Below are 16900 nucleotides of genomic sequence, written 5' to 3'. Positions count from 1 at the left end.
GATGGCGGGGGCCGCCACCGGCTTCCCGCGCTCCCCGCGCCGCGTGCCGGCCGCTGGTAGCGGGGGCCACCCGGCTCCGGTTACTTGTGTGTTTCGGCCACATAGCCCGTGGGTGACGTCACTTCTAGCGTGGGCCGTCATATGAGTTCCCCACCTCCGAGTCCTCACGTGGAGTCGCAATGACGGTCCGGACGACGCGGCGGATGTTCCTCTCCGCCGCCACGATGATGGCCGCGGCGCTCGCCGCCACGGCCTGTGGTAGCCCGCAGGACACCGCCTCCGGCGGCGGTGACGGCGCCGCCCCGGTGAAGGTTGGCCTGGTCTACTCCCAGTCGGGAGCGCTCGCCAGCTACGGCAAGCAGTACATCGAGGGCTTCAGGGCCGGCCTCGACTTCGCCACCAAGGGCACCAACAAGGTGGGCGACCGGGCCGTCGAGGTGACCGAGGTCGACGACGCGGGTGACCCGGCGAAGGCGGTCTCCGCGGCCAAGGACCTGATCGGCAAGGGCAACAAGATCATCGCGGGCTCGACGGCCTCCGGCGTGGCCCTCCAGGTCGCCCCGATCGCCGCGCAGAACAAGGTCCTCTTCATCTCGGGACCCGCCGCCACCGACGCGGTGACCGGCGCCAACAAGTACACGTTCCGCTCCGGGCGGCAGTCGTACCAGGACGTGGTCACCGCGAAGTCGTTCATCGGCGACCCGGCCGGCAAGAAGGTCGTGGTGTTCGCCCAGGACGGCGCCTTCGGCGACGCCAACGAGGCGGCCGTGAAGGCCGTCATCGGCGGCGCGGGGGCGGCCGTCAGCAGCGTCCGGGCACCGGCCAGCGCCACCGAGTTCACCCCGTTCGCCAGCCAGATCAAGTCCGCCAAGCCGGACCTGCTCTTCGTCGCCTGGGCCGGCACCACCGCCCCCGCGATGTGGCAGACGCTCGACCAGCAGGGCGTGCTCTCCTCCACCACGGTCGTCACCGGCCTGGACATCCGCGCCTCGTGGCCGACCTTCGGCGCCGCCGGCGCCAAGATCTCCTTCCTGTCGCACTACTTCGACGGGGCCTCGGACAACGAGGCCGTGCAGGCGCTGAAGGCCAAGGTCGGCACCGTCGACCTGTTCCACCCGGACGGCTTCGCCGCCGCGCAGATGGTCGTCCGCGCCATCTCCGAGGGCGGCGACGACGTCGAGAAGATGGTCAAGGCCCTGGAGGGCTGGAGCTTCGACGGGGTCAAGGGCAAGATGACCATCCGCGCCGAGGACCACGCGCTGCTCCAGCCGATGTTCCAGGCCAAGCTGACCGGCAGCGGCACCGCGTTCACGGCCGCCGCCCAGAAGGCGCTGACCGGGGACGAGTCCGCACCGCCGGCCGTGGCGATGAAGGGCTGACACCGGATGCTCGCCACCCGCGGTCTGACCTGGCGGATCGGTGAGGTCGCCATCGTCGACGGCGTCCACCTCGACCTGGCGCCCGGGGAGTTCCTCGGCGTCATCGGGCCCAACGGCGCCGGCAAGACCTCACTGTTCAACCTGATCACCGGTGTGCGCCGGGCCACGGAAGGTCGGATCACCCTCGACGGGCAGGACATCGGCTCCCTGCCGCCGCACAAGCGGGCCCGTCTCGGCCTCGGCCGTACCTTCCAGGCATCCTCGGTCTTCTCCTCGCTCAGCGTGCGGGAGAACGTCCGGCTCGCCGTGCAGGCGCACCGCGGGGGCTCGATGAAGCTGTGGCGGCGGGCGGCGGCCGACCGGGAGGTCGCCGCCGCCGCCGACGCGGCGCTCGACCGCGTCGGCCTCGCCCACCGGGGTACGGCGCTGGCCGGCACCCTCGCCCACGGCGAGAAGCGGAAGCTGGAGATCGCCCTGCTGCTCGCCGGGGAGCCCCGGGTCATGCTGCTCGACGAGCCCATGGCCGGGGTCAGCGCCGAGGACGTGCCCGAGCTGGTCTCGGTGATCCGCTCGCTCACCGGCGACAGCGGCCGGTCGGTGCTGATGGTCGAGCACCACATGGACGTCATCCTGGAGCTGGCCGACCGGATCGCCGTGATGCACCACGGCGCGCTGCTGGCCTGCGACACCCCGGAGACGGTGATGGCCAACCCCACCGTGCAAGAGGCCTACCTGGGGGAGGCCCTGTGAGCGCGAGGAACGAGCCGGGTTTGCGAGTCCCGCAGTCGCGAACGAAGGGCGGCTCATGATGGAACCCATCCTCAGCGTGGAGGACCTGTCGGTCCGCATCGCCGGGCTGCACATCCTCCAGGGGGTGTCCTTCACGGTCGCCCCGACCGGCGTCACCGTCCTGCTCGGGCGCAACGGCGTCGGCAAGACGACCACCCTGCGCGCGATCGTCGGCCTCACCCCGCCCGCCGGCGAGGTGCGCGGCGCCGTGCGGATGGGCGCCCAGAGCCTGCTGGCCCGGCCGACCCACCGGCTGGTCCGCGGCGGGCTGGGCTACGTGCCGGAGGACCGGTGCGTCTTCGCCGGGCTCACCGTCGCGGAGAACCTCCGGCTCGCCGAGCGGCGGGGCAGCACCCCGGCGTACGACAAGGTCTTCGCGCTCTTCCCGGAGCTGGACCGGCGCGGACGGCAACGGGCCGGCTCGCTCTCCGGCGGGCAGCAGCAGATGCTCGCCATCGGCCGCGTGCTGCTCAACGACAACCGGCTGCTGCTGGTCGACGAGCCGACCAAGGGGCTCGCGCCGAAGGTGGTGACCGAGGTGGCCGAGGTGCTGGAACGGGTCGCCGAGTCCGTGCCGGTGCTGCTGGTCGAGCAGAACCTGGCCGTGGTCCGGCGGCTCGCCCGCGACGCGGTCGTGCTGGCCGCCGGCCAGGTCGCCTGGACCGGCGACGCGCAGGAACTGCTGCTGGAGACCGCCCTGACGAAGTCGCTGCTGGGCGTCGGCTCGGCGGAGGGACATCACCCCGCCGGTACGCCGGCCGCCGCGCGGAAGGACCGGCCCTGATGGACACCGTCATCCTGTTGGCGCTCACCGGGCTGGGCCTGGCGGCGCTCTACTTCCTGGTCGCCAGCGGACTCTCCCTGGTCTTCGGCCTGGCCGACGTGCTCAACTTCGCCCACGGCGTCTTCCTCGGCGTCGGCGCGTACGGGACCTGGTGGGCGGCGCACAACCTGCCCGGCGCCGGGTCGGACGGCTTCGGCTTCGTGGTGGCGGTCGCCTTCGGGGTGGCCGCCGGCACGCTGGTGGCGGTGCTGGTCGAGCTGGTGCTGATCCGGCCGCTCTACTCCCGCACCATCGAGCAGGTGCTGGTCACCGTCGGCCTCTCGCTGGCCGGCGTGGCGCTGCTGCAGGCGAGCTGGGGCGCGGACGCCCGGCCGTTCCCGCGCCCCGAGTGGACCCGGCAGGTCACCGGAATCCTCGGCGCCAACGTGCCCAACGGCGGTTTGCTGCTGATCATCGCCGCGGTACTGGTGCTCGGCGCGATCCTGGCCTTCCTCCGCTGGACCCGCTACGGCCTGATCATCCGGGCCGGCGTGGAGAACCGGGAGATGGTCACGGCCCTCGGCATCGACGTGCGCAAGGCGTTCACCCTCGTGTTCGCCATCGGCGGGGCGGCGGCGGCGCTGGCCGGCGCGCTCGGCGGCGTCTACTTCGGCACCGTCTCACCCGGCCAGGGCGGCTCGCTGCTGATCTTCGCGTTCATCGTGGTGGTCATCGGCGGGATGGGCTCGGTGACCGGGTCCGCGTACGCGGCGGTCGCCGTCGGCCTGACCCAACAGTTCGTCAACTACTACGGCACCTCCGGGCTCGGCGACATCTGCGTGGTCGCGCTGCTGGCCGTGGTGCTGCTGCTGCGCCCGCAGGGCATCGCCGGAAAGGTGGCAACGGCATGACCGAGGTCAAGAGCCCCGAGGTCCCGGCGCCGCCGGCCGCCGTGCCCGACGAGCTGACGCCGGGGCGCCGACGCTGGCACGGGCTGCGCCCGTACCTGCCGCTGGTCGCGCTGCTGGTCGCGCTGATCCTGCCCTACTCCACGCTGCACCTGCCGGGCGTCTTCGAAGGGGCGCTCAACTCCCCGGGCACCCTGCAACTGCTCGCCGTCTGCCTGGTCTTCGGCGGCCTGGCCGCCGGGTACGACCTGCTCTTCGGGCGCACCGGGATGCTCTCCTTCGGGCACGCCCTCTACTTCGCCGCCGGCGTGTACGGCACCGACATCCTCGTCACCAAGGCGGGACTGCCGCTGTGGCAGGCGGGGCTGCTCGCGATCACCGGCGGCACGATCCTCGCCGCGCTGCTCGGGGCGGTGGCGCTGCGTACCGTCGGCATCGCGTTCGCCATGGTGACGCTCGCCTTCGCCCAGGTCGGGGCGATCCTGGTGGCCCGCGACTTCGGCGGGCTCACCGGCGGCGAGGAGGGGCTGCCGCTGGACGTGTCCGGGCTGCCGCAGGGGCTGGTCGGGGTCACCAACACCGTCAACCTCTACTGGCTGGCGCTGGCGTACCTGGTCGTGGTGGTCCTCGTGGTGCACCGAGTCTCCGGCTCGCCGACCGGGCGGGTGCTCGCCGGCCTGCGCGACGACGAGCGGCGGATCGGGGTACTGGGGCTCGACCCGTACCGGTTCAAGCTGGTGGCGTTCACCCTGGCCGGCGGGCTCGCGGCGGCCGGCGGCGCGGTCTACGTCCTGATCGTCGGCGGCGCCTCGCCGCACATCACCTCCTCCGAGTGGACCCTGGCGCTGCTGGTCATGGTCGTGCTCGGCGGGCCGGGCACCCGGTGGGGCCCGGTGATCGGCGGCATCCTCTACATGTACCTGGACCACCGGCTGGTCGCGTTCGGCACGTCCGACGCGGTGGAGGCCCTGCCGGCGTTCCTGCGCAACCCGCTGTCCCAGCCGCTCTTCGTGCTCGGCACGGTCTTCATCCTGGCCGTCTACTTCTTCCCCGGCGGCCTGGCCAGCCTCGCCCCGCGCCTGGCGCTCCTGCGGCACTCCCTGCGCACCCCGTCCCGCCGCCCCTGACGGCGCGGGCCCCGGCCCCGCCGATGACGACGTCGCCGCCCACCGCGGCAGCTCGTCGTCGGCGGGGCCTCCGCGTGGCGGGGGACCGACGGCCGCAGGCGTCGACCGAGTACCGACCGTCCGTGGGCGGGTGCGCCTCCGCGTCACGACGGGTCCGGGCCTCCGCACGACCAGCCTGGTCGAGGCGGTCTGGGCGGTGGTGTCCCGCGAGCCGGCCTGACTCCTGCCGGCTCAGCCCCGGTCGTCCGGCGGGGACGTCCGAGGTAGCTGGTAGAAATGCCGGATGAGTCAGGATCGGACGGCGGTACGGGAGCGGGCCGAGGCGGTGCTGCGGCGGCTGGCCGGCGAGCACGCCCGGCTCCGGGAGGACCAGTGGCGGGCGATCGAGGCGCTGGTGGTCGACCGCCGTCGGGTGCTCTGCGTGCAGCGCACCGGGTGGGGCAAGTCGGCGGTCTACTTCGTGGCCACCGCCCTGCTGCGCGAGCGCGACCAGGGCGGTGCCGCCGCACCGCTACCCGAGAGCGACCAGGGCGGTGCCGCCGGGCCGACCGTGATCGTCTCGCCGCTGCTGGCGCTCATGCGCAACCAGGTCGAGTCGGCGGCCCGGGCCGGCATCCGGGCCCGCACCATCAACTCCGCCAACCTCGACGAGTGGGACGAGATCACCGCCGAGATCCACGGCGGCGGGGTGGACGTGCTGCTGATCAGCCCGGAGCGGCTCAACAATCCGGACTTCCGGGACACCGTGCTGCCGAAGCTGGCGGCCACCACCGGCCTGCTGGTGGTCGACGAGGCGCACTGCGTCTCCGACTGGGGGCACGACTTCCGGCCGGACTACCGGCGGCTGCGCACCTTCCTCGGCAACCTGCCCGAGCGCACCCCCGTGCTGGCCACCACGGCCACCGCCAACGCCCGGGTCACCGCCGACGTGGCGGAGCAGCTGGGCGACGCCCTCGTGCTGCGCGGCAGCCTGGACCGGGAGTCGCTGCGCCTCGGCGTGGTCGAGCTGCCGAGCCCGGCGCACCGGCTGGCGTGGCTCGCCGACCACCTGGATCGGCTCCCCGGCTCGGGCATCGTCTACACGCTGACGGTCGCCGCGGCGGGGGAGACCGCGGAGTTCCTGCGTTCCCGGGGCTACGCCGTGGCCTCCTACACGGGCCAGGCGGAGGACGCCGACCGGCGGGCCGCCGAGCAGGACCTGCTGGACAACAAGATCAAGGCGTTGGTCGCCACGAGCGCGTTGGGCATGGGCTTCGACAAGCCCGACCTCGGCTTCGTGGTGCACCTCGGCGCGCCGCCGTCGCCGATCGCGTACTACCAGCAGGTCGGCCGCGCCGGCCGGGCCGTCGCGCACGCCGAGGTGCTGCTGCTGCCCGGCACCGAGGACGCCGCTATCTGGCGCTACTTCGCCTCGCTCGCCTTTCCGCCCGAGGAGCAGGTCCGCGCCGTCCTGGCCGCCCTGCGCACCGACCGCCCGCTCTCCACCCAGGCGCTCGAACCGATCGTCGACCTGCGCCGGGCCCGGCTGGAGCTGATGCTCAAGGTGCTCGACGTCGACGGCGCGGTCCGCCGGGTGCGCGGCGGATGGCTCGCCACCGGGGAGCCCTGGACCTACGACGAGGCCCGGCTGCGCCGCGTCGCCGAGGCGCGCACCGCCGAGCAACAGGCCATGCGGGAGTACGCGAGGACCCCCGACTGCCGACTGCGCTACCTGCGCGAGTGCCTGGACGACGCCGGGGCCGCCGACTGCGGCCGGTGCGACCGCTGCGCCGGCCCGCTGTTCACGGCCGACGTGTCGGACGTGGCGCTGAGCGCCGCGCAGACCTTCCTCGGCAGGCCCGGGGTGGAGATCGCGCCGAAGAAGCTCTGGCCGACCGGGCTGGAGGCGGTGGGCGTACCGCTGAAGGGGCGGATCGCCCCGGCGGAGCAGGCGCTGCCGGGGCGCGCGGTGGGACGGCTGTCCGACCTGGGGTGGGGCGGCCGGCTGCGCGACCTGGTCGGGCCGGAGGCGGCGGACGCCGACGTCCCCGACGACGTGGCGGCCGCCGTGGTCGAGGTGCTCAAGGCGTGGGCGCACGGCGACGAGCGGTGGCCGCGCCGCCCCGTCGGCGTGGTCGCGGTCGGTTCGCGCCGCCGGCCCCGGCTGGTCGGCTCGCTCGCAGAGCGGATCGCCGCCGTGGGCCGGCTGCCGCTGCTCGGCCAGATGACGCCGACGGGCGCGCCGGCCGGCGGCCCGCGCGGCAACAGCGCCCAGCGGGTACGCGCCCTGCACGGCGCCTTCGCCGTGCCGGACGGGCTGGCCGACGCCCTCGCCGGGCTCGACGGGCCGGTGCTCCTCGTCAACGACCTGGTCGACTCGGGCTGGACGATGACGATGGTCGCCCGGGAGCTGCGCCGGGCCGGGGCCCCCGACGTGCTTCCCCTCGCGCTGGCCGTGGCCGGCTGACGGCACCTCCCGCCGGGCCACCCGGGCCCGGAAAGTTCCCGGCCGGGTGCGACTGCGACCGTCGCCACGCCGCCTGACCGGCGGGCCGGCGCGGTCCGAAGGGGCGGTAGCGTGGGTGACATGACCGATGAGCTGGGCGGCCGCGAGCGGGACGGCGGCGGTGGCTGATCAGGTGCCGGCCGCGCCCGGGCACGGCTCGCCCGCGCCGCGGCCCGATCCGTCCGCGCCGGAGCACGGCTCGCCCGCGCCGTCCGCGCCGGAGTACGGGTCGGTCGCGTCGGAGCGCGGGGCGGGCGCGCCCGAGCAGGTGTCGGCCGTGCCGGACCGGAGCACCGTCCGGCTGGCGCTGGTCGTCGGCGGGTTGGTGCTCGCCGTCCTGCTCGGCTTCGGCCTCGGCCGGCTCGACGGCGGTGGCCCGTCCGTGGCGGCGGGGCCGGACAGCGCCCTCACCGGACACAGCCACGCGCCCGGGACGGGGGCCCACGAGCACGGCGTCGACCAGGCCGCGGCGGCGCAGGCCGGCGGCCTCTCGGTCAGCGCGGCGGGCTACACGCTCGCCCCGGTGGCCGCCGCGTTCACCGCCGGCCGTCCGGGCGAGCTGCGCTTCCAGGTGCGGGACGCGCGACGCCGCCCGGTGACCCGGTTCGCGGTCGTGCACGACAAGCCGATGCACCTGATCGTGGTGCGCCGCGACCTGACCGGCTACCAGCACCTGCACCCGACGATGGCGGCCGACGGCACCTGGTCGGTGCCGCTGACCCTGCCGCAGCCGGGCGTCTGGCGGGCGTACGCCGACTTCACCGCGCTCGCCGACGACGGCCGGCAGACCGCCGTGACCCTCGGGGCGGACCTGACGGCGCCGGGCGGCTACCAGCCGAGGCTGCTGCCGGCGGCGGCCACCTCGGCCACGGTCGACGGGTTCACCGTCAGCTACCAGGGCACCCCGCAGGCCGGCGTGACCGTCCCGTTGACCTTCCGCGTCGGCGACCCGGCCGGCGGGCGCCCGGCGCTGGAGCGCTACCTCGGCGCGTACGGGCACCTGGTCGCGCTGCGCGAGGGAGACCTCGGTTATCTGCACGTCCACCCCGAACCGCAGCCGGTCGACGGGGCGGTGACGTTCTGGGTGACCGCGCCCGACCCGGGCCGGTACCGGCTCTACCTGGACTTCCAGGTCGCCGGCGTGGTGCGGACCGCGGAGTTCACGCTCACCGTGCCCTGACCCCGCCGGGCGGGTCCTGCGGCCGGGTGGAGGGTGGGCCGCTCAGCCGGCCCGGCGGATCGGGCGGCGGGCCAGGTAGCGCAGCAGGTCGCGGATGTGGTGCTTCTCCTCGGCCGGCACGGCGGGGTCGGCCAGCCGTTGCAGGATCACCCGGACGTCCGCCTCTACCGGGCCGTCGTCGACGCGCCGGCGGGGCGAGGGGCCGGCGTCGGGCAGGCCGAGCGCGCGGAACGCGGCGGCCACCGGCAGGTCGAGCGCGGCACAGAAGCCGCGCACCTTGGCCAGCTCGGGGTAGTCCTGCCAGTCCCCGGCGAGCCAGCGGAACACGGTCGACCGGCCGACGCCGGTGTGCGACGCCAGGTCGGTGACGGTCCAGCCGCGTTCCTCGCGGGCGTCGTCGATGGCGCGCCGCACGAAACGTGCGAAGGCCATCTGCGGCGAAACCTCTACGGAACCCATTCCTGCGGGTCTTCCCTCCGACCGGCACCCGGCGGTGCGCCTCCGAGGGTAGTACGGAAAGGTAAGGAAAAGATTCACTGATCGACAGACCGTCCCGTCGGCGGGACTGTGCGCCCTGCCGAACGGCACGGATCACACCGTGGCGGCGTCCGGCGTGGGCAGCAGCGCCGCCAGCCGTGGGGTCACCGCCCACTGGTTCACCAGTTCCCGGTACTCCGCGTGCTGGGCGGCAGTCGGCGGGGTGCCGGTGCGCCGGGCCCGGATGAGCAGGTTGCGCGGGGTGTGCCGGGAGTCGACGAACTCCACCACCTCCGCCCGGTAGCCGTGCAGCCGCAGCAGCCCGGCCCGCAGCGCGTCGGTGAGGACGTCCGCGAAGCGCTCGCGGAGGATGCCCTGCCGGGTCAGCAGCTCGTACGGTGTCGGCGTCGGTCGCGCGCGGAGCTGGGCCGCGACGTCGTGGTGGCAGCAGGGCGCGGCGAGCACCCAGCGCGCCTGCCAGCGCACCGCCCGGGCCAGCGCCTCGTCGGTGGCGGTGTCGCAGGCGTGCAGGGCCAGCACCAGGTCGGGGGCGGGCTCCACGACCGCGTCGGCGATCGTGCCGGCCACGAAGCTGACCCGGTCGGCCCAGCCCAGCCGCTCGGCCAGCTCGGTGTTGCGCCGCCGCTGGTCCTCCCGGACGTCCACGCCGACCAGCTCGACGTCGAGCCCGCGCCGGGCGAGGTAGCGGTACGCGGCGAAGGTCAGGTACGCGTTGCCGCAGCCCAGGTCGACCACCCGCAACGGGCCGGTCAGGTCGTCGGGCAGGGTCGCCGCCAGCGCCCGCAGGAACGCGTCGACCTGGCGCCGCTTCGCCGCCGAGCCGCCGATCTCGGCGAAGATCGGGTCGCCGGGGTCGAGCAGGTACTCCTTCGCCCGGTCGTGCCCGTCCGGCTCGACGGCCGGCCGGGCCGCGGCGGCCCGGTGCACCTGCGCCTCGCCGGACTTGGTGACCCGTAGCTGGAGGGTGGCGTCGGCCGTCTCCACGTGCCAGTTGCCGAACGGCTCGGCCAGCAGGGCGTCCACCGCCGCGTCCGCCTCCGCGCCGGGGGCCACGTTGCGGGTGTACGGGCGGGAGCCGTCGGAGGTGGAGATCTGCAACCGGGGGCCCGCCTTCAGCGCGACCGGCCGCAGTTCGGCGCGGACCATCGAGGGCCGGTGTCCACGTCGGCGCCCGGCGGCCACCGCACGGGTGAGCGCCGGGTCGAGCAGGAGCGCCCGGACCTCGGTCAGGGCGGCGTCCAGCGGTTCGGGCATTGCTCCATCCTCCTGGTCGACCGGCGGTCTCCCGGTACACGTCCCGCGCGCGGTGTCCGACGCGCCGGCCGGTGTGCTGTCGCGCTCGTCCGGACCAGTGTCCGACGCGGGACTGCCGGTGTGCTTGTCGCGCTCGTCCGGACCACCGGCCGCGACGAGGAGATCCCCCGGCACCGGGTGCACCGGTCCGGGGGATCTCGGGTGACGTTCGTCGGTCAGTCGGCGGTCGCCTCGGCCGGCGTACCGGCGGCGGAGCCACCACCACGACGGCGCCGGCGCCGGCGGGGCTTCGTGGCCTCGCCCTCGGCGGCGACCGGGGTGTCGGTGGCCTCGCCGGTGATCACCGTGGTCGGCTCGCCCGCGACCGTCTCGCCGGCGCGGCGACGCCGACGGCGACGCGGGACGCGGGCGCCCTCCTCCGTGGCGTCGGCCGCAGCGCCGGCCTCCGGCGCGTCGGACCCGCCCTCGGCGCGGGCCGGGCGGCGGTCACCGCGACCACGGCTGTCGCCCCGGTCGCCCCGCTCGCCGCGCCGCGCGCCCCGGCCGCCCTCGCCCCGGCGGGAGCGTCCGCCGCCGAGGTCCTCCTCGACCTCGGCGGACAGCCCCGCGCGGGTGCGCTCGGCGGTCGGCAGCGTGCCGCTGACGTCGGTGGGGATGTGCAGGTCGGTGTAGAGGTGCGGGGACGTGTGGTACGTCTCCGCCGGCTCCGGCATCTCCAGGCCCAGCGTCTTGTCGATGATCCGCCAGCGGGGCATGTCGTCCCAGTCGACGAAGGTCACCGCGACGCCCGTCGCCCCCGCCCGGCCGGTACGGCCGATGCGGTGGGTGTAGGTGTCCTGGTCCTCGGGGCAGTCGTAGTTGATGACGTGGGTGACGCCGCTGACGTCGAGCCCGCGCGCCGCCACGTCGGTGGCGACCAGGATGTCGATCTTGCCGGCGCGGAAGGCCCGCAGCGCCCGCTCGCGCGCGCCCTGCCCGAGGTCACCGTGCACGGCGGCGACCGCGAAGCCCCGGAAGTCGAGGTCCTCGGCGACCCGGTCGGCGGCCCGCTTGGTGCGGGTGAAGATCATGGTCAGCCCGCGCCCCTCGGCCTGCAGGATGCGGGCCACGATCTCGACCTTGTTCATCGAGTGGGTGCGGTAGACCAGCTGCTCGGTCTGCGGCGACGGCCCGGTCTCGGCGGTGTGCCCGGCGTGGATCGTCATCGGCTGGCGGAGGAACCGCCGGGAGAGGGTGACGATCGGGTCCGGCATGGTCGCCGAGAAGAGCATGGTCTGCCGGTCCTCCGGCAGCATCGCCAGGATCTTCTCGACGTCGTCGAGGAAGCCCAGGTCGAGCATCCGGTCGGCCTCGTCCAGCACCAGCGCGCGGACCCGGTCCAGCCGCAGGTGCTTCTGCTTCTGCAGGTCCATCAGGCGTCCGGGGGTGCCGACCAGGATCTCCACGCCCTTGCGCAGCGCGTCGATCTGCGGCTCGTACGCCACGCCGCCGTAGATCGGCAGCACCCGCACGCCCCGGGTCCGACCCGCGGCGGCGAGGTCCTTGGCCACCTGGATGCCCAGCTCACGGGTGGGTACGACGACCAGGGCCTGCGGCACGCCGTCGCTGCCCTCGCCCGGCGCGAACACCCGCTCCAGCAGCGGTACGCCGAAGCCGAGCGTCTTGCCGGTGCCGGTGGGCGCCTGGCCGATCATGTCGATGCCGCGCATCGCGATCGGGATCGCGTACTCCTGGATGGCGAAGGCGCGGGTGATGCCGGCCGCGGCCAGCGCGTCGACGGTCTCCTGACGCGCGCCCAGCTCGGCGAAGGTGGGTGCCTCCGGGCGCACCGGAGCGGTGGCGGCCAGTTCCTGGCCGTCCATGAGGTCTTGAGTCAGCTCGCTCATATGGATTTGGGGGTGCCCTCTCGTGGGTGCGCCCCGTCATGTCCTCAGGGCGCGTTCGGTGTGGCGCGGGCCACACGGTCGGCGGCAGACTGCCTTGCCGGACCGGGCCGCACGCGCTCCGCAGGCCTCACACTCGATCGGACCGGCTGATCGCTCGGATCAGGCTGGCCAGGTCGGCGCCCGCGGCAACTGCTCCATGCTACCTGAACCGACCCGGGGGCGTCCTGATTCCGAGCGCACGCGCCACGCCGGGGGCGACCGGTGTGATCTGAGCCACTTCCGGCCGGGTTGCCGGCGGGCGGTAGCCTGCGCTGGTGTCCGCGACCGATCTGCCCGACCGTGCCGTCGTCGACCTGCTCGGCCTGGTGGCCCTCGGCGAGCTGCTGGCCTTCGAGCGGATGGCCGCCGACGCCCGGCTCGCCCCCGATCTGCGCCGGCGGGCGGCCCTGAGCCGGATGGCCGCCGCCGAGATCGACAACTACCGGCGGCTGGCCGACCGGCTCGTCGCGCTCGGCGTACTCCCCGACGACGCGATGGCGCCCTACGTCGGGCCGCTGCAGGCGTACCACGACTCGACCGAGCCGCGGGACTGGGCGGAGGCGGTGACGAAGGCTCACGTGGGCGACGCCATCAGCGACGACTTCCTCCGGGAGATCGCCGTGGGCCTGGCCGACCCGGACCGTCAGCTCGTCCTCGACGTGCTGCACGACTCGTCGTACGCCGAGTTCGCCGTCGCCGAGATCCGGGCGGCCGTCGAGGCCGATCCGAGGGTGGCCGGCCGGCTCTCGATGTGGGCGCGACGACTGGTCGGCGAGGCGCTGTCGCAGGCCGGCCGGGTGGCCGCCGCCGAGGGCGGGGCGCTCACCTCGCTCGTCGCGCGCAGCGGACGGGTGGACGTGCCGGGGCTGTTCGGGCGGCTGACCGCGGCGCACGCCACGCGGATGGCCGCCGCCGGGTTGAACAACTGATCCGCGACCGGCCGTCCGCGACGGGCGATCGTCCGGTCACCCGTCGCGGACGGAGCGGTCAGCGGACGGTGAACCCGACCGCGCGCGGCGACGCCTCGGCGATCTCGACGTAGGCGACCTTGTTGACCGGCACGATGACCCGCCGGCCCTTCTCGTCGGTCAGGGAGAGGGTGCCCTCGTCCTTGCCGAAGGCGTCGGTCACGATCTGCTCGATCTCGGCCGGCGACTGCGCGCTCTCCAGGACCAGCTCACGGGGCGCGTACTGCACGCCGATCTTGACCTCCACTGTGCCTCCTCATTCGGGCGAAAGAGCCGCCGATGGGAAGGCTATCCGATCTCGGGGCCGGATGTTCAGGCTGACTCACCTTGCAGCGGGAAGCTGGCGATGCCCCGCCAGGAGAGCGCCGCGACCAGTGCCTCCGCCTCGGCCTTGGGCAGCTGCCGGCCGCGGGCGAGCCAGAACTGCGCGGCGGTCTCGGCCGCGCCGACCAGGCCGGAGGCGAGCAGTTCGGCGTGCGCCCGGCTGACTCCGGTGTCGGAGATGATGGTGTCGGTGATCGCCGCGATGCAGCCCTGCTCCACCCGCGCGACGCGCTGGCGTACCGCCGGGTCGTTGCGCAGGTCCGACTCGAAGACGAGGCGGAACGCCTCGCTCTCGTGGTCGACGAAGTCGAAGTACGCGCGCACCGACGCGCTGACCCGCTCCTTGTTGTCGTTGGTGCCGCGCATGGCGTCGTCCACCTTCGCCAGGATCGCGTCGCAGTGCGTGTCCAGCAGGGCGAGATAGAGCTCCATCTTGCCGGGGAAGTGCTGGTAGAGCACCGGCTTGGAGACTCCCGCCCGCTCGGCGATGTCGTCCATCGCGGCCGCGTGGTAGCCCTGGGCGACGAACACCTCCTGGGCCGCGGCGAGCAACTGCTTGCGGCGCGCCGAACGGGGCAGGCGGGTGGGCCGGCCGGCGGTATGGGCACCGTTCCCCACAGCGGTCATGGGAACCTCCGAGTTCTTCGTACGAGCCGGCATTTCACCCGAACCGGTCGGGCCCGGGACCCGTCGCGGAATTGGCCCGCCGCCGTAACTTATCGCCACTGTCACCACACGGTAGCCTCAGCGGGGGCGACCAAGGAGCGCGCGGTGAGTGAAACAGGGCAACCCGGTGCCGCCACCCCGGGAGAGCACGGCGACGGAACGGGTCCGCAGGACGACCTGGGCCGTTCCGGCGGCGGGTGGGCACCCCCGGCGGCCAGTTGGTCCCGGGGCGGGGAGGTCTCCGGCCCTCGCGAGCCGGTCTCGCCGTGGGGGCCGCCCGAACCGACCCCCGGCTGGGCCGCCTCGTCGCCGCGACACGGCGACCTGCCACCACCGGTGCCAGGCCCGCCTGCCGGGGCGGAGTCGCCGACCCGGGTCAACGGCCACCGCACCAACGGCGTCGAGCACGCCGCCGACGACGCGCCGGTCAACCGCCAGGCCCCCGTGAGCGCCCCGCCCGGCCTGCTCGGCGAGCAGCGCCGCGACCCGGGCCACGACCGGCTGGTGGTGCCCGCGCAGCGCCCGGTTCCGGCGGCCGAACAACCGCCGGAGTCACAGCACGGGTTCACCGAGCCGGAGTCCGGGGCGCTCCGGCGCTCCTCCGACGGCCCGTCGACCGGCCGCCCGAGCCGCTGGTCCGACGCGGGCCTGCCGACGTCGGCGCCCCCGGCCGTCCAGGTTCCGCCCGTGGGCACCGCCGCCAGCGGATTCGAGGTGCCGCCCGGCTTCCACGCGCCGACCGCCGAGCGTGCCGCCGCCGAGGAGCCTCCCCCGGGCGCCGGCACGGCGCACGGCTGGGGCAACCACTTCCCGTCGGAGCCGCCGGCCGCCGAACCGCGCCCCTTCCCGGCGCGCGCCGACCGTGCCGCCGCCGACCGTGCCGTCATCGAGCGCGGGGCCGCCGAGCGCCCTGCCGACGCCGCCCCCGCCACCGGTGACCGGGCGGTTCCCGGCGACCGGGTCACCGGCGTGGATCACGCGCTGGGCGCGGACCGCGCCTTCCGCGAGGACCGCGGGGTCGACCCCGTCGCCGTCGGCACGGACGGCGGGCAGTTCCGCCCGGAGGGCGCGCCCGGTGGCCCGGGCCAGGACCCCGCGGCCGGCGGCTCCCGCGTGGAGCGGACGCCGGGCGCCGGCCAGGAACCGACGGCGGGCGGCTTCGACCCGGACCGCACGGCCGGGGGATCCGGTCAGGACCGCCTGCCCCGTGCCGCCGGACCGGCCGGGCGTGGCTTCGGCGCCGACCCGGAACCGGGAGGGGGCCGGTCGCCGGTCACCGACCAGGCCGGCGCACAGCGCGCCTCGGGCATCGACCGGCAACCGTCGTCCGACCCCGAACCAGGCGGGCCGCGACGCTCGGGGGCGGAGTGGCCCGCGACGGCCGAGCCGGACTGGACCGGCCCGAACTGGAACCGCCCGAGCTGGGGCGCCGCCTGGGCGCCGCCCTGGTCACGGGAGGAGTCCGAGTCGGCGGGGCGCCGCTCGCGGGAGGAGAGCGAGCCGGTCGGCCGCCGGTCCCGCGAGGAGTCCGAGTCGGCGGGGCGCCGCTCGCGGGAGGAGGCCGAGCCCGTCGGCCGCCGGTCCCGGGAGGAACAGCAGCCGGCCTGGGCCGGTGAGCCGCACCGCCCGTACGAGCCACCGCGTGCCGAGCCGGCCCGGCCCTACGAGCCGCCCCGTGAGCCCGGCCACCCCTACGACGTCGACCAGCCCGCGCCGGTGACCCGACCGGCGTACGAGCGACCGGCCACCGCCGTCGACCGTCCGGCGGGGTCCGAGGTCGAACCGTCCGCCCCGAGCGGGCTACCGGCCTGGGCGACCGGCGGGTCGGTCCCCGCCCCGGCGGGCGCGCCCCCGCTCGCGTACGCCCCGCAGACCGTCGCGGCGCCACGCGCCGAGGACACCCCGGACCGCGTCACCCGGCCGTTCCGGCTCCGGCCGGAGAGCCCCGAACCGGCCCCGGGCGGGCCGCAGCCCGTCGCCGAGGCCACGACCGGCGGGTTCGGGCGGCCCGCCCGCGACCCGTCCACGCCCGCCCCGGCGGGCGCACCTCCCTACGCGGCCCGCCGATCCGCCCCCGAGCCGGCTCCGCCGGCCGCCGACCAGGCGCCGGACCCCGCGTCGGCGGTGCTGCCGCAGCGCGTCCCCGCCGAACCGGACGTGCCCGTCGTGCCGGAGCCGCCAGCCGTGGAGCCACCCGCCGAAACCCCCGAACTCGCCCGCATCGCCACCCATCTGCGCCGTGACGACGAGCCCGCCCCGCTGCGGGAGCGCCCGGAGGGCTTCGACGTCAACGCCATCCTCGACGCCGTCCGCGGCGTGGCCGGCGTCCGCGACGCGGCCCTGCGCCGCACCCCGGCGGGCGCGCACAGCCTGCGGCTCGACCTGGCCGACGGGGCCGACCCGGCCGAGGTGAGCCGGCAGGTCGCCCGCCTGCTGCAGGACCGGATGGGGCTGGCCGCCGCCCCGCAGAACCTGCCCGGCATGCCGGCCGCGCCCGCTGCGCCGGTGCGCCGCCGGTCGGCCGAGCCGCGCGTCGTCGACGCCAGGGCACCGGGCTCCGCGGCGCGCTCCGTCGAGGCGGGGGGCGCCGGGCCCCGGGGGGCCGGGGGGAGGCGGGGGGGCCGGCGCTGCGAG

Annotated in this window: 13 protein-coding genes and 1 pseudogene; 9 read left to right on the top strand and 5 right to left on the bottom strand. The window is 75.4% G+C overall.

Going from position 1 to position 16900, the window contains the following annotated elements:
* The first annotated feature begins 179 nt into the window (after positions 1-179).
* From V6U77_RS00070 to V6U77_RS00040, 7 genes are all read left to right on the top strand, one after another.
* Positions 180-1379, top strand: coding sequence for a substrate-binding domain-containing protein (locus V6U77_RS00070; protein WP_334603974.1), 1200 nt, complete (start codon positions 180-182; stop codon positions 1377-1379).
* A 6-nt stretch (positions 1380-1385) separates the two neighbouring features.
* On the top strand, positions 1386-2129 hold the full coding sequence (locus V6U77_RS00065) for an ABC transporter ATP-binding protein (protein ID WP_334603973.1): 744 nt from the start codon (positions 1386-1388) through the stop codon (positions 2127-2129).
* A gap of 55 nt (positions 2130-2184) precedes the next feature.
* Entirely contained in the window at positions 2185-2952 is a 768-nt protein-coding gene (locus V6U77_RS00060) for an ABC transporter ATP-binding protein (protein ID WP_334603972.1), read from the top strand.
* Entirely contained in the window at positions 2952-3842 is an 891-nt protein-coding gene (locus tag V6U77_RS00055; RefSeq protein WP_334603971.1) for a branched-chain amino acid ABC transporter permease, read from the top strand. Before V6U77_RS00060 ends, V6U77_RS00055 begins: the two co-directional genes overlap by 1 nt.
* Entirely contained in the window at positions 3839-4966 is a 1128-nt protein-coding gene (locus V6U77_RS00050) for a branched-chain amino acid ABC transporter permease (protein WP_334603970.1), read from the top strand. Before V6U77_RS00055 ends, V6U77_RS00050 begins: the two co-directional genes overlap by 4 nt.
* Before the next feature lie 283 nt (positions 4967-5249).
* Entirely contained in the window at positions 5250-7412 is a 2163-nt protein-coding gene (locus V6U77_RS00045; protein ID WP_334603969.1) for a RecQ family ATP-dependent DNA helicase, read from the top strand.
* A gap of 127 nt (positions 7413-7539) precedes the next feature.
* Positions 7540-8631 (top strand): hypothetical protein, encoded by a 1092-nt coding sequence (locus tag V6U77_RS00040; protein ID WP_334603968.1) that lies wholly within the window; start codon positions 7540-7542, stop codon positions 8629-8631.
* Positions 8632-8673: 42 nt separating this feature from the next.
* On the opposite strand, the gene V6U77_RS00035 is transcribed toward V6U77_RS00040, so the two are convergent.
* The 3 genes from V6U77_RS00035 to V6U77_RS00025 all read right to left on the bottom strand — a co-directional run bounded on the left by V6U77_RS00035 (position 8674) and on the right by V6U77_RS00025 (position 12269).
* A complete protein-coding gene (locus tag V6U77_RS00035) occupies positions 8674-9090 on the bottom strand; it encodes a helix-turn-helix domain-containing protein (protein WP_334603967.1) in 417 nt (138 codons plus the stop codon).
* Between the two features lie 132 nt (positions 9091-9222).
* Positions 9223-10383, bottom strand: coding sequence for a class I SAM-dependent methyltransferase (locus V6U77_RS00030; protein ID WP_334603966.1), 1161 nt, complete (start codon positions 10381-10383; stop codon positions 9223-9225).
* Positions 10384-10598: 215 nt separating this feature from the next.
* Entirely contained in the window at positions 10599-12269 is a 1671-nt protein-coding gene (locus V6U77_RS00025) for a DEAD/DEAH box helicase (RefSeq protein ID WP_334603965.1), read from the bottom strand.
* A 314-nt stretch (positions 12270-12583) separates the two neighbouring features.
* On the opposite strand from V6U77_RS00025, the gene V6U77_RS00020 reads away from it, so the two are divergent.
* Complete coding sequence (locus V6U77_RS00020) at positions 12584-13237, top strand: ferritin-like fold-containing protein (protein ID WP_334603964.1); 654 nt, start codon at positions 12584-12586, stop codon at positions 13235-13237.
* 58 nt (positions 13238-13295) lie between these two features.
* On the opposite strand, the gene V6U77_RS00015 is transcribed toward V6U77_RS00020, so the two are convergent.
* Positions 13296-13523 (bottom strand): DUF3107 domain-containing protein, encoded by a 228-nt coding sequence (locus tag V6U77_RS00015; RefSeq protein ID WP_088960194.1) that lies wholly within the window; start codon positions 13521-13523, stop codon positions 13296-13298.
* 65 nt (positions 13524-13588) lie between these two features.
* The gene (locus tag V6U77_RS00010; RefSeq protein ID WP_334603963.1) at positions 13589-14227 is read right to left on the bottom strand and encodes a TetR/AcrR family transcriptional regulator; all 639 of its coding nucleotides are present in this window, start codon (positions 14225-14227) and stop codon (positions 13589-13591) included.
* A gap of 144 nt (positions 14228-14371) precedes the next feature.
* Between V6U77_RS00010 and V6U77_RS00005 the strand changes: the two are divergent.
* Positions 14372-16900: pseudogene (locus tag V6U77_RS00005) on the top strand (hypothetical protein); the annotation flags it as partial.

The organism is Micromonospora sp. CPCC 205546, assembly GCF_036902715.1.
GTDB lineage: Bacteria > Actinomycetota > Actinomycetes > Mycobacteriales > Micromonosporaceae > Micromonospora.
Note: the sequence above shows the minus strand (reverse complement) of the source record. Positions and strands in the feature narration are given on the sequence as shown.